The 15,864-nt window shown below is 69.4% G+C and carries 14 protein-coding genes and 2 pseudogenes; 6 read left to right on the top strand and 10 right to left on the bottom strand.

Annotation, left to right across the window (positions count from 1 at the left end):
* Nucleotides 1–855 (top strand): annotated as a pseudogene (locus tag ABZ195_RS09635) (cytochrome b); the annotation flags it as partial.
* A gap of 196 nt (nucleotides 856–1,051) precedes the next feature.
* On the opposite strand, the gene ABZ195_RS09640 reads toward ABZ195_RS09635, so the two are convergent.
* From ABZ195_RS09640 to ABZ195_RS09655, 4 genes are all read right to left on the bottom strand, one after another.
* Complete coding sequence (locus ABZ195_RS09640) at nucleotides 1,052–1,705, bottom strand: DUF2561 family protein (protein ID WP_355217083.1); 654 nt, start codon at nucleotides 1,703–1,705, stop codon at nucleotides 1,052–1,054.
* Nucleotides 1,705–2,544 (bottom strand): MmpS family transport accessory protein, encoded by an 840-nt coding sequence (locus ABZ195_RS09645; RefSeq protein WP_355217085.1) that lies wholly within the window; start codon nucleotides 2,542–2,544, stop codon nucleotides 1,705–1,707. Before ABZ195_RS09645 ends, ABZ195_RS09640 begins: the two co-directional genes overlap by 1 nt.
* 163 nt (nucleotides 2,545–2,707) lie before the next feature.
* Complete coding sequence (locus ABZ195_RS09650; RefSeq protein ID WP_355217087.1) at nucleotides 2,708–3,127, bottom strand: cytochrome c oxidase subunit 4; 420 nt, start codon at nucleotides 3,125–3,127, stop codon at nucleotides 2,708–2,710.
* A 12-nt stretch (nucleotides 3,128–3,139) separates the two neighbouring features.
* Complete coding sequence (locus ABZ195_RS09655; RefSeq protein WP_355217089.1) at nucleotides 3,140–4,171, bottom strand: cytochrome c oxidase subunit II; 1,032 nt, start codon at nucleotides 4,169–4,171, stop codon at nucleotides 3,140–3,142.
* 126 nt (nucleotides 4,172–4,297) lie between these two features.
* Here ABZ195_RS09655 and asnB point away from each other — a divergent pair, with 126 nt between their 5' ends.
* Nucleotides 4,298–6,241 (top strand): asparagine synthase (glutamine-hydrolyzing), encoded by a 1,944-nt coding sequence (gene asnB, locus ABZ195_RS09660; protein WP_355217091.1) that lies wholly within the window; start codon nucleotides 4,298–4,300, stop codon nucleotides 6,239–6,241.
* 4 nt (nucleotides 6,242–6,245) lie between these two features.
* Here asnB and ABZ195_RS09665 read toward each other — a convergent pair whose 3' ends face one another.
* Nucleotides 6,246–7,229, bottom strand: a complete 984-nt coding sequence (locus ABZ195_RS09665) for a carbohydrate kinase family protein (protein WP_355217092.1) — start codon at nucleotides 7,227–7,229, stop codon at nucleotides 6,246–6,248.
* Nucleotides 7,230–7,419: 190 nt separating this feature from the next.
* Here ABZ195_RS09665 and ABZ195_RS09670 point away from each other — a divergent pair, with 190 nt between their 5' ends.
* Nucleotides 7,420–7,956, top strand: a complete 537-nt coding sequence (locus ABZ195_RS09670) for a hypothetical protein (RefSeq protein WP_355217094.1) — start codon at nucleotides 7,420–7,422, stop codon at nucleotides 7,954–7,956.
* Nucleotides 7,957–7,977: 21 nt separating this feature from the next.
* Here the strand turns inward: ABZ195_RS09670 and ABZ195_RS09675 are convergent, their stop codons facing one another.
* Entirely contained in the window at nucleotides 7,978–8,343 is a 366-nt protein-coding gene (locus ABZ195_RS09675) for an iron-sulfur cluster assembly accessory protein (protein WP_263998661.1), read from the bottom strand.
* A 75-nt stretch (nucleotides 8,344–8,418) separates the two neighbouring features.
* On the bottom strand, nucleotides 8,419–9,498 hold the full coding sequence (locus tag ABZ195_RS09680; RefSeq protein WP_355217096.1) for a glycerate kinase: 1,080 nt from the start codon (nucleotides 9,496–9,498) through the stop codon (nucleotides 8,419–8,421).
* Between the two features lie 84 nt (nucleotides 9,499–9,582).
* Between ABZ195_RS09680 and ABZ195_RS09685 the strand changes: the two genes are divergently transcribed.
* From ABZ195_RS09685 to ABZ195_RS09695, 3 genes are read left to right on the top strand one after another with little or no spacing between them, the layout of a single operon-like run.
* Nucleotides 9,583–10,260 carry a DUF3043 domain-containing protein gene (locus tag ABZ195_RS09685; protein ID WP_355217098.1) on the top strand — a complete coding sequence of 226 codons (678 nt, stop codon included), beginning with the start codon at nucleotides 9,583–9,585 and terminating at the stop codon, nucleotides 10,258–10,260.
* Nucleotides 10,261–10,263: 3 nt separating this feature from the next.
* Entirely contained in the window at nucleotides 10,264–10,797 is a 534-nt protein-coding gene (locus ABZ195_RS09690) for a bifunctional adenosylcobinamide kinase/adenosylcobinamide-phosphate guanylyltransferase (protein WP_355217100.1), read from the top strand.
* Complete coding sequence (locus ABZ195_RS09695; RefSeq protein WP_355217102.1) at nucleotides 10,794–11,519, top strand: adenosylcobinamide-GDP ribazoletransferase; 726 nt, start codon at nucleotides 10,794–10,796, stop codon at nucleotides 11,517–11,519. Before ABZ195_RS09690 ends, ABZ195_RS09695 begins: the two co-directional genes overlap by 4 nt.
* Here the strand turns inward: ABZ195_RS09695 and ABZ195_RS09700 are convergent.
* The 3 genes and pseudogenes from ABZ195_RS09700 to ABZ195_RS09710 all read right to left on the bottom strand — a co-directional run bounded on the left by ABZ195_RS09700 (nucleotide 11,516) and on the right by ABZ195_RS09710 (nucleotide 15,857).
* On the bottom strand, nucleotides 11,516–13,147 hold the full coding sequence (locus ABZ195_RS09700; protein ID WP_355217104.1) for an NRAMP family divalent metal transporter: 1,632 nt from the start codon (nucleotides 13,145–13,147) through the stop codon (nucleotides 11,516–11,518). The two genes, ABZ195_RS09695 and ABZ195_RS09700, sit on opposite strands and share 4 nt — an antisense overlap.
* Nucleotides 13,144–14,271, bottom strand: a pseudogene (locus tag ABZ195_RS09705) (CBS domain-containing protein); the annotation flags it as partial. The gene ABZ195_RS09700 and the pseudogene ABZ195_RS09705, both read right to left, overlap by 4 nt.
* Entirely contained in the window at nucleotides 14,202–15,857 is a 1,656-nt protein-coding gene (locus ABZ195_RS09710) for an HAD-IC family P-type ATPase (RefSeq protein WP_355217106.1), read from the bottom strand. The pseudogene ABZ195_RS09705 and the gene ABZ195_RS09710, both read right to left, overlap by 70 nt.
* Nucleotides 15,858–15,864: the final 7 nt, after the last annotated feature.

Below are 15,864 nucleotides of genomic sequence, written 5' to 3' on the forward strand. Positions count from 1 at the left end.
GTGTTGGGGTTGATGGGTGGGTTGTTGCAGATCAACCCGATCTGGCAGCTCGGCCCGTACAAGCCCTCGCAGATCTCGGCGGGGTCCCAGCCCGATTTCTACATGATGTGGACTGACGGGTTGGCCCGGATCTGGCCGCCGTGGGAGCTCTACCCGTGGGGGCACACGGTGCCCGCGGCGGTGGCGGTGGCGTTGTTGATGGGGTTGGTGTTCATCCTGTTGACGATCTATCCGTTCCTGGAGAAGCGGTTCTCCAAGGACACCGCCCATCACAACTTGTTGCAGCGTCCGCGCGATGCCCCGGTGCGTACCGCGATCGGTGCGATGGCGATCGCGTTGTACATCGTGCTGACCTTCAGTGCGATGAACGACATCATCTCGTTGAAGTTCCACATCTCGTTGAACGCGACGACGTGGATCGGGCGGATCGGGATGGTGGTGTTGCCGGCGATCGTGTACTACATCACCTACCGGTGGGCGATCAGCTTGCAGCGCAGTGACCGGGCGGTCCTCGAGCACGGCATCGAGACCGGCATCCTCAAGCGGCTCCCGCACGGGGCCTACGTGGAGTTGCATCAGCCGTTGGGACCGGTCGACGAGCACGGTCACCCGATCCCGTTGCAGTATCAGGGCGCACCGCTGCCCAAGCGGATGAACAAGCTGGGCTCGGCGGGGGCACCCGGGACGGGCAACTTCCTCTACCCCGACCCCGAAGGTGAACAGGCCGCCCTGGTCGAGGCCGCCAACGCCTCCGAACACCGCGCCATGACCGCCCTCAAGGCACGCCAACACACCAACGGAAACGGCAACGGCAGCAACGGTTCCAACGGTCACGGTTCCAACGGAGACCACTGACCGATCCGCTCGGCACGAACGAACACCGCCCCCCGACGATCGTCGGGGGGCGGTGTTCGTTTGTGGGACACACATGTTCGTCGCCGAACGTGCAGTTCGTACACGTCCTCACCGCACTTCGCTGCCCGACCCACACGCTCGGCTGTCCGCAGGCCGTGCCCAGCCCACTCCCCTACTCCACGGCGTGAGCTATCGGTCAGCTGGCCGAGGCGAGTACGGCGTGCAATTGACGTAGGAAGATCCACGGCACGGCGATCATGCCCACCGTGATCACGCCTGCGACGGCGTAGACCATCCAGGACGCCGTGTCGTGTTCGGAGGCCATCAGATAGGTGGCCACACCGACTCCCGTTGCGGCAGCGCCCATTGCGGCCGCCAGGGACGCCGTGCAGCGCAACCAGATCTGCTCCACGGCCGCGGTCGGAAAACCCACCCGGTGCCCGGCTGGCGGCGTGGAGTATCGGCGCAATACCGGCGCGCCAAAGGGTTGCAACCGCTGCGACACCGACGGCGTCTCACGGGCCACGGCCTCACCGGAGCCCTCGGCGCGCGCCGGGACGGTCACCCCCGCCGACTGTCTCGCCTTGAGCAACAACGGAATTGCGCCGAGGATCACCAATGCCGACACCCCGATGACGGCGTAGAGCAGCCAGGGCGTGTCGGACTTCTCGCTTCCACCGCTGTGGGCGCTGCCGAGGGCGACGAGGGCGACGACGGCCGCCACCCCGGCTCCCAGGGCGATCAGCCACAGCGCGACTGCCGCGGCGACCAGGATGCGGTCGGTGCGGTCGGGTGTGCCGGGGCGCAAGCGCGGCGACGCGATCGCCCCGCCCTCCATGTCAGTGGTCATCAGCAGCTCGTCTGCCAATCATTGTTCTGTTGGGAGGCGATGGTCTGGCCGTCGCTCGTGGTGATCTGACAGTTGAGCTTGCTCAGGCGAAGCAGGCTCGACGCCTGCACCGACCCGAATTCCGACATCGAGATCGGCGTCACCGTCAGCGACCACGGAATGTAGACGTTCTGCTGGGTGCGCTGCCGCCCGGAAGCGTCGGTGTAGGTCACCGAGATGCGATCCAGCGGCGCCTTGGTGCCCGTCACGGTGTAGGTGATGAAGCGCGGGCCCGCTGGAGCGGCGGAGGTCGCCGGCGGCGGTGCGGTCTCGGCCGGTGGCGGTGGGGGCGGCGCCTCGGTCGCCGCTGGTGGCGGCGGTGGCGGCTCCTGGGTGACGGTGATCGTCTCGGGCGGGGGCGGTGGCGGCTCTTCGGTGGTCGACGGCGGAGGAGGCGGCGGTGGCGTCGTCGTGGTGATCTCGTCCTGCACCGGGGGCACCGAGGTCGTCGTGCTGGTCTCCGGGGTGGCCAGCGTCTCGCTGTCGGTCCGCGTCACCAGCACGGCCACCGAGACGACCAGGGAGATCGCCGCCACGATGGCGACCACGCCGACCACCCAGGGCCAGCGCGGCGGGGTTGCCTCGTCGTCCTCGGACTTCGCGTCGTACGCGTCGTAGTCGTAGAGGGCGGAGTCCGGCGGCACATAGGGTGCGCTGGTGAACTGTTCGGATTCGGGCGCGGAGTACGCCCGGGAGTAGATCTCGGTTTCGCCCGTCTTCGGCGATTCCCGAGCCGGTTCATCCGGCCCCAGTGACTTCGATCCTGGAGAATCCGGCTCTGGGGGATTCGGCCCGCTCATCTACGCCTGTCCTTTTCGACTGCCCGGGTGGCGCGACGTCAGCGTCGGGGTCGTGACTGGTCGTCGTGCCTCGGCAACCTTACCGAACACGGCCCCCCGACGGCTTCGGTGGCACGACCCATGGGCGAATGAGCCCTCTATCGTGACCTTGCGCTGGGCGGGATCAGTGCTTCTCGGGACCGGTGTAGTACTCGAAGACCAGACCCGCGGCGGCCGCCAGCACCATGCACACGCCGGCGACGATCATCCATGGCAACCACAGCGCGATCGACACGGCCGTCACCGATGCCGACAGCGCGATCAGCAGGGGCCACCAGCTGCTGGGGCTGTAGAAGCCCAACTCCCCTGCGCCGTCGGAGATCTCGGCGTCTTCGTAGTCCTCGGGACGCGTGTCGAGCCGTCGGGCGACGAACCGGAAGAAGGTGCCGATGATGAGCGACAGTCCAGTGGTCAGAACGAGCGCCGTGGTGCCCGCCCATTCGATGCCGCCGTTGGCGTAGATCCCGGTCAGGACGCCGTAGCCGACGGCGCAGACCGCGAAGAACGCGGTGAGGAACTCGAACAGTCTCGCTTCGATGTGCATGAGTCGTCGTCCCTACTTGCTCGCCATCGGAACCTGCTCGCCGCGGCGCGACTCGAACGGGTGCGTGGTGACCGCCAATTCGGGCAGCCCCACCGCTCCGAGCGCGTCGGCGTTGGTTCCGTTGGGGTGGTCGATGCGGTACTGCAGGTAGGCCTTGAACACGTTGGGCTCCACGACGCGCACTTCGAAGTTCATCATCGAGTGGTACGTGCCGCACATCTCGGTGCAGCGCCCGACGAATGCGCCCGTCTCCTGGATCTCGCTGACCTGGAACACGTTGTCGGAGTTGTTGGCCTTGGGGTCCGGCATCACGTCGCGCTTGAAGAGGAATTCCGGCACCCAGAAGCCGTGGATGACGTCGGCCGAGGCGATTTGGAACTCGACGCGCTTGCCCTTGGGCAGCACCAGGATCGGGATCTCGTTGCTGGTGCCGGTGGTCTCGACCTTGTCGAAGTTGAGGTAGGTGCGGTCTTCGGGGTTGAGCCCCTTGATCGGGCCGACGAGTTCCTCGCCGTGCTCGTCGACGCCCTCGGGCTTGGACACCATGGCGGCCTTGCGCTGGGCGTCGGCGCCGTCGTAGCTGAGCGTGCCGTCCTTGAACGCGATCTTCTGGTACCCGAACTTCCAGTTCCACTGGAAGGCGGTGACGTCGATGACGACCTCGGGGTTGGGATCCTTGTGCAGCATCTTCTCCTGCACCACGACGGTGAAGTAGAAGAGCACCGAGATGATGAGGAACGGCACGACGGTCAACACGAGTTCCAGCGGCATGTTGTAGCCGAACTGCCGCGGCATGTCGGTGTCGGTCTTCTTCTTGCGATGGAAGACGCTCGTCCAGAACAGCATCACGTACACGATGGCGCCGACGACCAGCGCTGCGATGACGCAGGCGATCCACAGCTCTCGGTTGAGCTTGGCCTCGGGGGTGATGCCGTTGGGCCAGCCGAGACCGATTGCCTCAGACCAGCTGCAGCCGCTGAGCAGGAGCGCAGTCCCACCGAGAACTACCGACAACGCCACCAACCGGAACCTACGTGCGGTCACGTCGGTGCCTCCTAGAAGTGGGTGAAACCAGGCGAATACTACGCAGCGTAGACCACGCCGGCGGCCGGGAGCGAAGCGACCGGGGTGTCGGTTCCGTGACCCTCCGCGGTTCGGCATACTGGCGCGATGTGCGGACTGCTGGCCTATCTACGCAACCCGTCCGCAGACCCGGCCCCCGGGCTGGTCGACGCGGTGTCCGGCGCCACCCACCTCATGCGTCACCGCGGGCCAGACGAGCCGGGTACCTGGGCTGACGACGCGGCGGATCCCACGGTGGTGCTGGGCTTCAACCGGTTGTCCATCATCGACATCGCCCACAGCCATCAGCCGCTGAGCTGGGGGCCACCCGAGCAGCCCGGCCGCTACCGGCTGGTGTTCAACGGGGAGATCTACAACTACCTCGAACTTCGCGAGGAGCTCTCGGCGCGACACGGCGCCGAGTTCGCCACCGACGGTGACGGCGAGGCGATCATCGCCGCCTATCACCACTGGGGCACCGAAGCGCTGAACCGGTTGCGCGGCATGTTCGCCTTCGCGCTGTGGGACGCGGTCGACGGCGTGCTGTTCTGCGCTCGCGACCCGTTCGGAATCAAGCCTCTGTTCATGGCGACCGGTGACGGCGGCACGATCGTGGGCAGCGAGAAGAAGTCGCTGCTGGACCTCGCCCCGGTGGCCGGCGTCGACCTCGGCGTCGACGACCGGGCCGTGCAGCACTACACGGTGCTGCAGTACGTGCCCGAGCCCGAGACGTTGCACCGCGGCGTGCGCCGGCTGGAGTCGGGCAGCTACGCCCGGATCCGTCCCGGCCACGAGCCCGAGGTGACGCGGTACTTCGTGCCCCGGTTCGCGGCGGTGCCGTTCGTCGCGGGCCAGGAGAAGAGCCGGTACGACGAGATCACCGCGGTCCTGGAGGACTCGGTGGCCAAGCACATGCGTGCCGATGTCACGGTGGGCGCGTTCCTCTCCGGCGGCATCGACTCGACGGCCATCGCGGCCCTGGCGATTCGGCACAACCCGCGCTTGATCACGTTCACCACCGGATTCGAGCGGGAGGGTTTCTCCGAGATCGACGTCGCCGTGGCCTCGGCGGAGGCGATCGGCGCCCGGCACGTCGCCAAGGTGGTCAGCCAGGCCGAGTTCGTCGCCGCGTTGCCCGAGATCGTCTGGTACCTCGACGAGCCGGTGGCCGATCCCGCACTGGTGCCGCTGTTCTTCATCGCCCGCGAGGCCCGCAAGCACGTCAAGGTGGTGCTGTCCGGCGAAGGCGCCGACGAGTTGTTCGGCGGGTACACGATCTACCGGGAGCCCTTGTCGCTGAAGGCGTTCGACTACGTCCCCGGCCGGTTGCGCCGCACGCTGGGCCGGGCGTCTCGTCCGTTGCCCGAGGGCATGCGGGGCAAGAGCCTGCTGCATCGCGGGTCGTTGAGGCTCGAGGAGCGGTACTACGGCAACGCCAGGAGCTTCTCCGACGCCCAGTTGCGCGCGGTGCTGCCGGGCTTTCGGCCGGAGTGGACGCACACCGACGTGACCGCTCCCCTCTACGACGAGTCACGGGGCTGGGATCCGGTGGCCCGCATGCAGTACGTCGACCTGTTCACCTGGCTGCGCGGCGACATCCTGGTCAAGGCCGACAAGATGACGATGGCCAACTCGCTGGAACTGCGCGTGCCGTTCCTCGATCCCGAGGTGTTCGCGGTGGCCTCGCGCCTGCCGTTCGACCAGAAGATCACCAGGACCACCACGAAGTACGCGTTGCGGCGGGCGCTGGAACCGATCGTGCCCGCCCACGTGCTCAACCGCGCGAAGCTCGGCTTCCCGGTGCCGATCCGGCACTGGTTGCGGTCGGGTGAGTTGCTCGACTGGGCGAACGCGACGGTCGGCGCGTCACAGGCCGGGCACCTCGTCGACCTCGCCGACGTGCGCCGCATGCTCGACGAGCACCGGACCGGCGCGGCGGATCACAGCCGACGGTTGTGGACGGTGTTGATCTTCATGCTGTGGCACGCGATCTTCGTGGAACGCAGCGTGGTGCCCGACATCGCCGAGCCCACCTACCCGGTGCAGCTGTAGGCGCTCAGGCCAGCGTCGCGCCGATCTCCTGGCCGGCCTCGGGGCCGTAGGCCTCGGTGAGCCGCGCGATCGCGGCGTCGCGGTCCCAGGTCCACTCCTGCGGTCCGGTCGCCTCCAGCACCAGCACGGCGACCAATGAGGCCAGCTGCGCCGAGCGCTCCAGGCTCAGTCCGGCGGCTCGGCCGGTGAGGAAGCCGGCCCGGAACGCGTCGCCGATGCCGGTCGGATCGGCCTGATGGGTCTCGGGCACCACGTCGACGTGGATGGTGGTGCCGCCTGAACTGCCACCGGACACCAGGTCGACGCCCTTGGGGCCGAGCGTGGTGACGCGCAGACCGATCTGGTTCATCACCTCGGCCTCGCTCCACCCCGACTTCTGCAGCAGCAGATCCCACTCGTAGTCGTTGGTGAACAGGTAGGTCGCGCCGTCGATCAGCTTGCGGATCTCGTCGCCGGAGAGGCGGGCCAGCTGCTGGGACGGGTCGGCGGCGAAGGGCAGGCCCAACGCCCGGCATTCCTCGGTGTGCAGGAACATCGCGTCGGGGTCGTTGGCGCCCACGATGACGAGGTCGATCTCACCGACCTCCTTGGCCACGTCGGCGAGCTTGATGTTGCGCGACTCCGACATCGCCCCCGGGTAGAACGAGGCGATTTGGGCCATGTCCTCGTCGGTGGTGCAGACGAAGCGGGCGGTGTACGCGCTCTCGGAGATCAGCACGTTGGAGCAGTCGACGCCGTGCTCGTCGAGCCAGGCGCGGTACTCGTCGAAGTCCTTGCCGGCCGCACCGACGAGGGCGACGTCGCCGCCGAGCACGCCGATGGCGAAGGCCATGTTTCCGGCCACCCCGCCACGGTGCAGGACGAGGTCGTCGACCAGGAAGCTCAGGGACACCTTCTGCAGGTGTTCGGGCAGCAGCTGTTCGGAGAACTTGCCGGGGAACTTCATCAGATGGTCGGTCGCAATGGATCCGGTCACCACAATCGTCACGAAGCATTGCCCTTCAGTTGGTTGCACGCGCTGCCCGAGACTCATCAGCAGGTCGGTGCGCTAGCCTAACAACGTCATGGCCGGCCCCTTTCCGTACCCCGAGTCCCCGTACCCGGAATCGCAGCCCCAGCAGCCGTTTCCGCCCGCTGGCTACCAGCCTTCCGCCAGTCCGCCGCCGTACCCGGGTGCCGTGCCATCGGCCTACCCGGGGACGTTGCCGCCGCCGGTCGACTATCCCTCACCGCGGCGACGTGGTCGCCTGGTGCTGGTCGGCCTGGTGGTCCTCGCGCTGGTGGCGGCAATCGTCGTCGCGGCGGTCCTGTTCCTCGGGCGCAGCGGTGGGGAGACTGCGACGGTGACCAACGCCTCGGCGACGACGGCGATCCAGGGGTATCTGGACGCGTTGACCAACGGCGACGACGAGACGGTGGCCCGGAACAATTCGTGCGGGTTCTTCGACGCGGTCACCGACCGGCGCTCGGACATGACGTTGGCCAACCTCACCAGCGATGCGTTCCGGCGGCAGTACTCGCAGGTCAAGGTGGCCTCGATCGACAAGATCGTGACGTGGTCGCCCACTCAGTCGCAGGTGCTGTTCACGATGCGGGCCACGCCGGCCGGTCGCGGCCAGGGCGAGGTGGAACGCCAGGGTATCGCGCAGCTGTTGATCCAGGATCGCGACATCCTGGTGTGTTCGTACTTGCCCCGCAACGCCGGTCAGTTCTGACCGGCGCCGCGCGGCCGAAACTCAGTTGAAGGAGTCTCCGCAGGCGCAGGATCCGCCGGCGTTGGGGTTGTCGATGGTGAAGCCCGTCTTCTCGATGCTGTCGACGAAGTCGATCGTCGCACCCTGAAGGTACGGAGCGCTCATCCGGTCGACGGTCAGCGTGACGCCCCCGAAGTCGACGTTCAGATCGCCGTCGAGCGAGCGGTCGTCGAACGCGAGCTCGTAGCGCAGGCCCGCGCAGCCACCGGGCTGGACCGCGATGCGCAGATTCAGGTCGTCACGGCCCTCCTGGTCCAGCAGGGACTTGGCCTTGGCTGCGGCAGCGTCGGTGAGGATCGCGCCGTGGGCGGCGGTGGTAGTCGTGGTCGACTCGTCCTGAACAGTCATTCCTACTCCCTAGTGCCAATCTTCTTCGAGGAGATTGTCATGCGTCGGATATCTCAACGGTACCTTGCCGGAGCGCTATTCCCGACCCTCGGCGACCGCCCAGCGTGACGCCGTCTGCTCGGCCAGCCCGGTGAGCTGCCGCGCGGCGTCGTCGATGGCGACCTGAACCGAGCCCGCGAAGTCGGAGATCGAGTGCGCGGCGGCGATGCCGGCTCCCGCCAGGGCGGCGTCGTCGAGGGTCACCTGGCCGGCCAGCACCAACACCTGGGCGTGCCCGGCACCCGCGGCCAGGGCGCTGACCACCTTGCCGTGCAACGACTGGTCGTCGAATCGGCCCTCCCCGGTGACGATCACGTCGGCGGCGGCGACGTCGCCGGCGAGGTCGGTGTGCTCGGCGATGACGGCGGCGCCGGACTCCCGGCGGCCACCGAGGGCCAGCAGCACCGCGCCGAGCCCGCCGGCCGCCCCGGCACCGGGTGCGTCGCGCACGTCACGCCCGGTGCCGGCCTCGAGGTCGGCGGCCCAGGCGGTGAGCCTCTCCTCGAGCAGGTCGACGGTGGCGGCGTCGGCGCCCTTCTGCGGTCCGAAGACGTGGGCCGCTCCCCTCGGTCCGAGCAGCGGATGCTCGACGTCGGTGGCCGCGACCAGGTCGATCCCGGCCAGTCGTGTCGTGGCCGCCTCGAGGCCGCCGAGCGCGTCGACCAGACCGCGCCCGCCGTCGGTGCAGGCACTGCCACCCAGGCCCACGACGACGCGCGTGGCCCCGGCGGCCAGCGCGGCATCGAGCAATTGGCCGACGCCGCGGCTGTGCGCCTCGACGGCGGTGTGCACGGTGGGCGGGCCGCCGAGGATCGCCAGCCCGCAGGCCTGCGCACACTCGACGTAGGCGGTCGTCGCGTCGGCGTCGAACACCCAGTCGGCGTCGACCTCGGCCGACAGTGGACCGCTGACCCGTGTCGAGCGACGCCCACCGAATCGGTTGGCGAGTACGTCGACGAAGCCAGGTCCGCCGTCGGACTGTGGGGCGAGGGTCAGCCGGTCCCCCGGCCGGGATCTCCCCCAACCGGCGGCGATGGCCTCGGCGGCGTCGACCGCGGTAAGGCTGTCGCCGTAGCAGTCGGGGGCGATCAGGACGCGTAGGTCGGGGGTGGCCACCCCGGAAGGGTAAGGCGCAGCGGTCCGCCGCGGCAGGTCGAGGCCTGTGTTGATGACGGCGGGATCGTCAGTAACCTGGGAGGTGTGAAACTGCTGGGTCGCAAGAAGGACAGTTCCCCATCCGACGAGGACGACACCTCCGGGATGTCCGTGGCCGAGCAGGAGGCCGCCCAGGAATCGCGGGCGCGGGCCACTGCCCCCAAGGGGCGGCCCACCCCCAAGCGCAACCAGACCCGCAGCCGCGGACCGGTCGCCCCCGCACCGATGACGTCGGCCGAGGCGCGCAAGCGCAAGAAGGCCGTCAAGCAGACGATGTCCAAGGAAGAGCGCAAGGCCGACAAGCTGGTGCGCCGTGCCGCGCTCGCCGAGCGCCGCGAGAAGATGATGTCGGGCGAGGACGCGTACCTGCTGCCCCGGGACAAGGGCCCGCTGCGCCGCTACGTCCGCGACGTCGTGGACGCCCGCCGCAACCTGCTCGGCCTCTTCATGCCCGCCGCGCTCGCGCTGGTGTTCGTGATGCTGTCGCTGCCGTCGGTACAGATCCAGTACTACGTGCAATTCGTCATGCTCGGGCTGGTGCTGGTCATGGTGGCCGACGGACTGCTGATCGGTCGCAAGGTGAACAAGGCCGTCGACGCGAAGTTCCCCGACAACACCGAGAGCGGCTGGAAGCTGGGATTCTACGCCGCGAGTCGGGCGTCTCAGTTGCGCCGCATGCGGGCACCGCGTCCCCAGGTCGAGCGCGGCGCCACGGTCGCCTAGTTCGTGCGAGTCCTCGCGCTCGGCGGGATCCGTTCCGGCAAGTCGCAGTGGGCCGAGACCACCCTTGCCCAGGCCGCCGCGGCCGGGCCCCTTCGCTATCTGGCGACCGGAGCCGTCTCCGACGACCCCGAGTGGGCGGCCAGGGTCGACACCCACCGGCGCCGCCGTGACGACCGATGGTCGACGGTCGAGAGTTCCGACGTGGCAACGGTCTTGCGCGCCGACCCAGAGGTACCCACCCTGGTCGACGACGTCGGGGGTTGGGTGGTCGGTGTGATGGACCGCCGTGGCGCGTGGACCGGTGGGGCCATCACCTCCGACGTCGACGACCTGGTCGCCGCCGTCGTCGCGTTCCGCGGCCCGCTGGCGCTGGTCAGCCCGGAGGTGGGTTTGACGGTGGTGCCGGCCACCGCGTCGGGCCGGCTGTTCGCCGACGCCTTGGGTCTGCTCAACCAGCGTCTCGCCGCGGCGTGTGACCACGTGGTCCTGGTGGTCGCCGGGCAGCCGCTGACGGTCAAGGAGCGACCGGCGACGTGATCGGTTCCGTCGCATCGGCATTCGCGTTCGGTACGGTCGTACCGGTTCGCACGCGGCAGCCCTTCGGTCGGGGTGCTCTGACCGCGCTGCCGGTGGTCGGGGTGGCGCTCGGGGCGGTGGCGGCCGCTGCGGCATGGCTGGCGGGGAACGCCTTCGGGGAGACGAATCCGCTGACCGGGATGGCGGTGGTGGCGGTCCTGTTGCTCGGGACGCGAGGTCTGCACGTCGACGGATTCGCCGACACCGTCGACGGATTGGGGTGTTACGGGCCGCCGGAGCGGGCGTTGGCCGTCATGCGCGACGGCCCGGCAGGGCCGTTCGGCGTCGCCGCGATCGTCGTGGCGATCGTGGTGCAGGGCCTCGTGTTCACGATGCTCGACCCGGTGGCGATCGTGGTAGCGGTGACGGCGGGCCGGGTGGCGGTGGTGACGGCATGCCGACGCGGCGTGCCCGCGGCCCCCGGTGGCACGCTGGCCGCACTGGTGGCGGGCTCCCAGCCGGGCTGGGTGGCCGCGGCGTGGGTGGTGGTGCTCGCCGCGGTGTCGACGGTCGCGACCGACCGGCCGTGGCAGGGTCCGGTCGCGGTCGTGGTCGCACTGTCGGTGACCGCGGTGCTGGTGGCGCATTGCGTGCGGCGGTTCGGAGGCATCACCGGTGACGTGCTCGGCGCCTGCGTGGAGCTGACGACGACGCTGACCGCGCTTGGGTTGGCCGTGCGCTAACTGCGCCCAAGCTGCACCGCCTTGACGATCAGCAGCAGCGCGCCCAGTAGCAGGTAGCCGCGCAGCGCCAACATGCCGACGCGGGTGCCGGTCGACCACGTCACGGGTCGCAACAACGTCAGCGGCGGCATGCGCCACGACGAGCGGTCGACGCCGCGGATCGGCGCCGGGCTGGGCGTCTGGGCGCCTCGCCCGCAAGTGGTCCGGCGCAGCGTCATCGCCCCCGCCACCATGGCGACGACGGCCAGGGCCGCGCTCAGGTATTCGGCGGTTCGGACGACGTCGAGGTCCGGAAGGACGGTGGTGGTCATCAGGATTCCCGACAGCACCAGCAGGACGGCGACGATGGCGACCGCCACCACGTTGAGCCACCGCCGATTGACCCACGGCCCCAGCACTTCTCGGTCGTTGCACAGCAGCAGCAGGAAGACGCTGGCACTGGGCAGGAGCAGTCCGGCCAAGGCCTGCACCGCGGTTGTGATGACACCCAGCGGTGCGCCGGGGATGAGCACGACCCCCGCGGCGAGCACCACCATGGCGGTGTAGGAGAGGTAGAAGCGTTTGGCGTCGCCGAAGCTGCGGTGCAGCGAGTGCTTGACCCCGAACACGTCGCCGAACGCATAACTGGTGGCCAGTGTCACCGCCGCTGCGCCGACGATGGAGGCGTCCAGCAGCACGATCGCGAAGATCGACCCCAGCAGGTGGTCACCGTGGCCGAGCAGTCGGGCGACCTCGCCGGCGTCGGTGAAGGCGCCCACGGTGCCGGTGGATCGGGCGGCCCAGTCGCCGGTCATGACCAATGCCGCGGCGCCCAGCACCACGACGAACGCGCCGAGCACGGTGTCGACGCGTTCGTAGCCGATGAACCGTGGTGTGATGCGCTTGTCGACGATGTTGGACTGCTGAAAGAACAGCTGCCAGGGGGCCACGGTCGTGCCGACGATGGCGATGATCAGCAGCACCGCATCCGAGGTCACCCCGCCATGGATGCCGGGCACCACGAAATCCCGTGCCGCGCGGCCGATGTCGGGGTGCGACATCAGCACCATGGGTACCTGCAGCAGGGTGATGGCGATGAATGCGAACATGGCCCGTTCCCACCGGCGGAAGCTGCCCGAAGCCATGATCACCACGAGCGCGACCGCCGCGGTGGGGACCACGACGTACTGCGAGATCCCGAAGTAATCTGCGGCCAGGCCGATTCCGATGAACTCGGTGACGATGGTCAGGAAGTTCAGGACGAACAGGTCACCGACGGAGAACCAGCCCCAGCCCCGGCCGAACCGTTCGTTGATCAGCCGGGCGTGCCCTACACCGGTGACCGCGCCAAGGCGGACGACCATCTCCTGGTTGACCACCAGCACCGGGATCAGCAGCAGCAGGACCCACAGCAGGCTGTATCCGTAGTCCTGTCCGGCCTGGGCGTAGGTGGACACCCCGCCTGCGTCGTTGTCGCCGACCATCACGATGAGACCCGGGCCCACGATCGCGAGCATCGTCGCCAGTCGCACCTTCAGCGTGCGGGGCCGGTCGGGGCCGTCGACCGCGATGCGACCGAAGGCGCCCTCGATGTCACCGAGGTGGGCGCTGTCCAATACCGCCGTGCGCAGGCGGGGATCGGCGGTCATGGCAGGTACCGAACGGTCCGGACGGGCCGTGCTGCCGGTTCGCGTCGCCGCCAGTCCTCGGGAATCGTCGCCTGCAGCACGTCGTCGACGGTCACGACACCCAATACGCGGTCCTCGTCGTCGACGACGGGCACCAGGTACAGGTCGTAGTCCGCCATCAGCAAGGCGAGGTCGGCCAGGTCGACGTCGGCGGAGACCCGCGTCGGGTCCGAATCCATCAGCGCGGCAACGGCTGTCGCGGGACTGCTCTGCAGCAGGGCGATCACCGACACCACGCCGACCAGGTGCGCGCCCTCGTCGACGACGTGCACCTTCAACAGCGCCTCGGCCGGCAGCGAGGTCGCGGTCGCGACGACGGCGAGTGCCTCCCCCGCGGTGGCGGTGGCGGCGCAGGTCGCCACCTCGGTGTTCATCAGCCCGCCGGCGCTCTGCGGGTTGAACCCCATCAGGGTCGTCACCTTGGTGCGCTGCGGGGCGGGCATCAGCTCGAGGACCCGCAGTCGGCGGGACTGTCGCAGGTCGACGATCGCGTCGGCGGCATCGTCGGCGCGCATCCGTCCGAGCAGTCCGGCGACGTCGGCGTCGGGCATGTCGTCGAGCAGTCGACTGGCCTTGTCGGAGTCGAGTTCGGAGAACACGTCGGCCTCCAGTCCGGGATTGCTACGGACGCGCTCGAGGATCTCGCCGCCCTCGGCACGGTCGGCGTCCTCGAGCAGATCGGCGATCTGGGCGGGCTTGAGCGCACCGACCCGGCCCGCGACCCGGCGCACCGCGACCGACCGCCCGTCACCGATCAGCGGTTCGAAGCATCGCCAATCTCGCACGGCGGCAGTACCGTTGGCGCCAAACAGACCGAAGAACCGGGGCCGGCGCCGGATGTCGAGACGCGTCGGCGCCCATCCGCGACCGGTGTACTCCAACTCGACGTCGTAGGCGCGCACCAGCTCGGCAGCTGCCACGTCGATGAGGCGGTGTCCCAGGACGTCGGCCCGCAGCAGCACCTCGCCGGGGCGTCGTTCGAAACTGCGCAGGTCGATCGCGTTGCCACTCAACCTCACCCGGCCGGGGCGCCACACCTCGACGACCCGCGAGCATGAAGCGCACCAGACCGCGCGGATTCCACCGGCGTGGCGAGCTTCACCGGGTCGACGAAGCCGAGGAATCCGACCAGGACCATGTCGTGCTCGTCGCGCGCGGTGTATCCGCCCAGCCGAGCGGCGACGTCCCGGGTCGCCACCGCCAGCGTGCGCATGCCCCGGGCGCCGCAGTCGCGCACCACCGTGACGGCCGCCGCAGCCAGGTCGTCGTCGAGGTCGACGACCTGGTCGCCGAGCCGCACGCGGTCGCAGCGGGCCAGCACCGCGGCGGGGTCGCCGCGGGTGATCATCGTGTCCCGACCGGCCCGCCGGCGCACGACGACCGTCGCCATCCGCCGGACGTGGTCGAAGACGATCTCGTCCACCTCGCCGGTGAACGGCGCCGCCTCCCGGTCCGCCAGCCGCTCCACGATCGCCTCGTCGAGCGCGTCGTGCGGGTAGGTCTGCAGCGAGACCGCCAGATGCGCAAGCTCTTCGACCGAGCGGTCGACGACGCCGCGGGGGTCCAGGCCGTGCGCGTAGGCGACCCGGTCCTCGGTCAGGGTGCCGGTCTCGTCGACGCACAGCACGTCCATCGCCCCCAGATCCTGGATCGCCTCGAGGCGGTTGACCACGACGCCGTGCCCAGCGAGCGTGGCCGCCCCCCTGGCGAGGTTCGCCGTCACGATCACCGGCAGCATCTCCGGGGTCAGACCGATCGCCACCGCGATCGCGAAGAGGGCCGCCTGGTGCCAATCGCCGCGGACCCAGCCGTTGACCGCGAAGACGATCGGGGCCATCACCAGCATGAACCGGATCAACACCAGGCCAACCGTGCGGACGCCCACGTCGAAGCTCGACCGGGGTCGCAGGCTGACCGCCGTGCGCGTCAGGGCGTCGTGCAGGGTCGAGGTGCCGGTCGCGATCGCCAGCGCCGTCGCGGTGCCCGTGACGACGGTGGTGCCCGTGAAGCACAGCGACGCGGTGTCGAACCCGACGTCGCCCCGCGGTTCCGCCTCGGCGGGCGCACCCTTGGGCACCGGCCGGGACTCACCGCTGACCACCGACTGGTCGACCGTCAAGCCGGACGACGCGAGGATCCGCAGATCGGCGGGCACCAGGTCGCCCGCACCCAGCACGACGACGTCACCGGGGACCAGATCCTCGACCGGAACCTCGCGCAGGGTCCCGGGGTGGCCGTCGCCGGCGCGGCGGCGGACGGTCACGGTGGCCGACACCCGGCGGCGCAGACCGCGCACGGCCCGGACCGCGCGCGTTCGCTGCCACAGCCGAAGCACCACCGTGGCCGTCACGACCACGGCGACCGTGACGGCTCCCTCGACGTCGCCGACGGCCACCAACACTGCGGCGAACACGGCGAGCAGCGCCACGAACGGGCTGCCTGCCGCGTCGCGGACGCGCGTGCTCGCGCGATCGTCGACGTACCGGCCCGGTCGGTTCGCGCCGTGCTGAACTGCCATTCGTGCCGCGGAGGCCTCGGTGAGGCCGGACGGGGAACTCGACAAGGACTGGTAGGCCACGAACGCCGGCGCGTACGCCAGGGCGGCCAGCCGCGACCGCTCGGCGGCATCGCCGGACCACGGCGGGGTGGCCTCCAGTGCCGGTGATGCCATGCCCGAT

It is taken from the genome of Mycobacterium sp. NPDC006124 (assembly GCF_040614235.1).
Lineage (GTDB): Bacteria > Actinomycetota > Actinomycetes > Mycobacteriales > Mycobacteriaceae > Mycobacterium.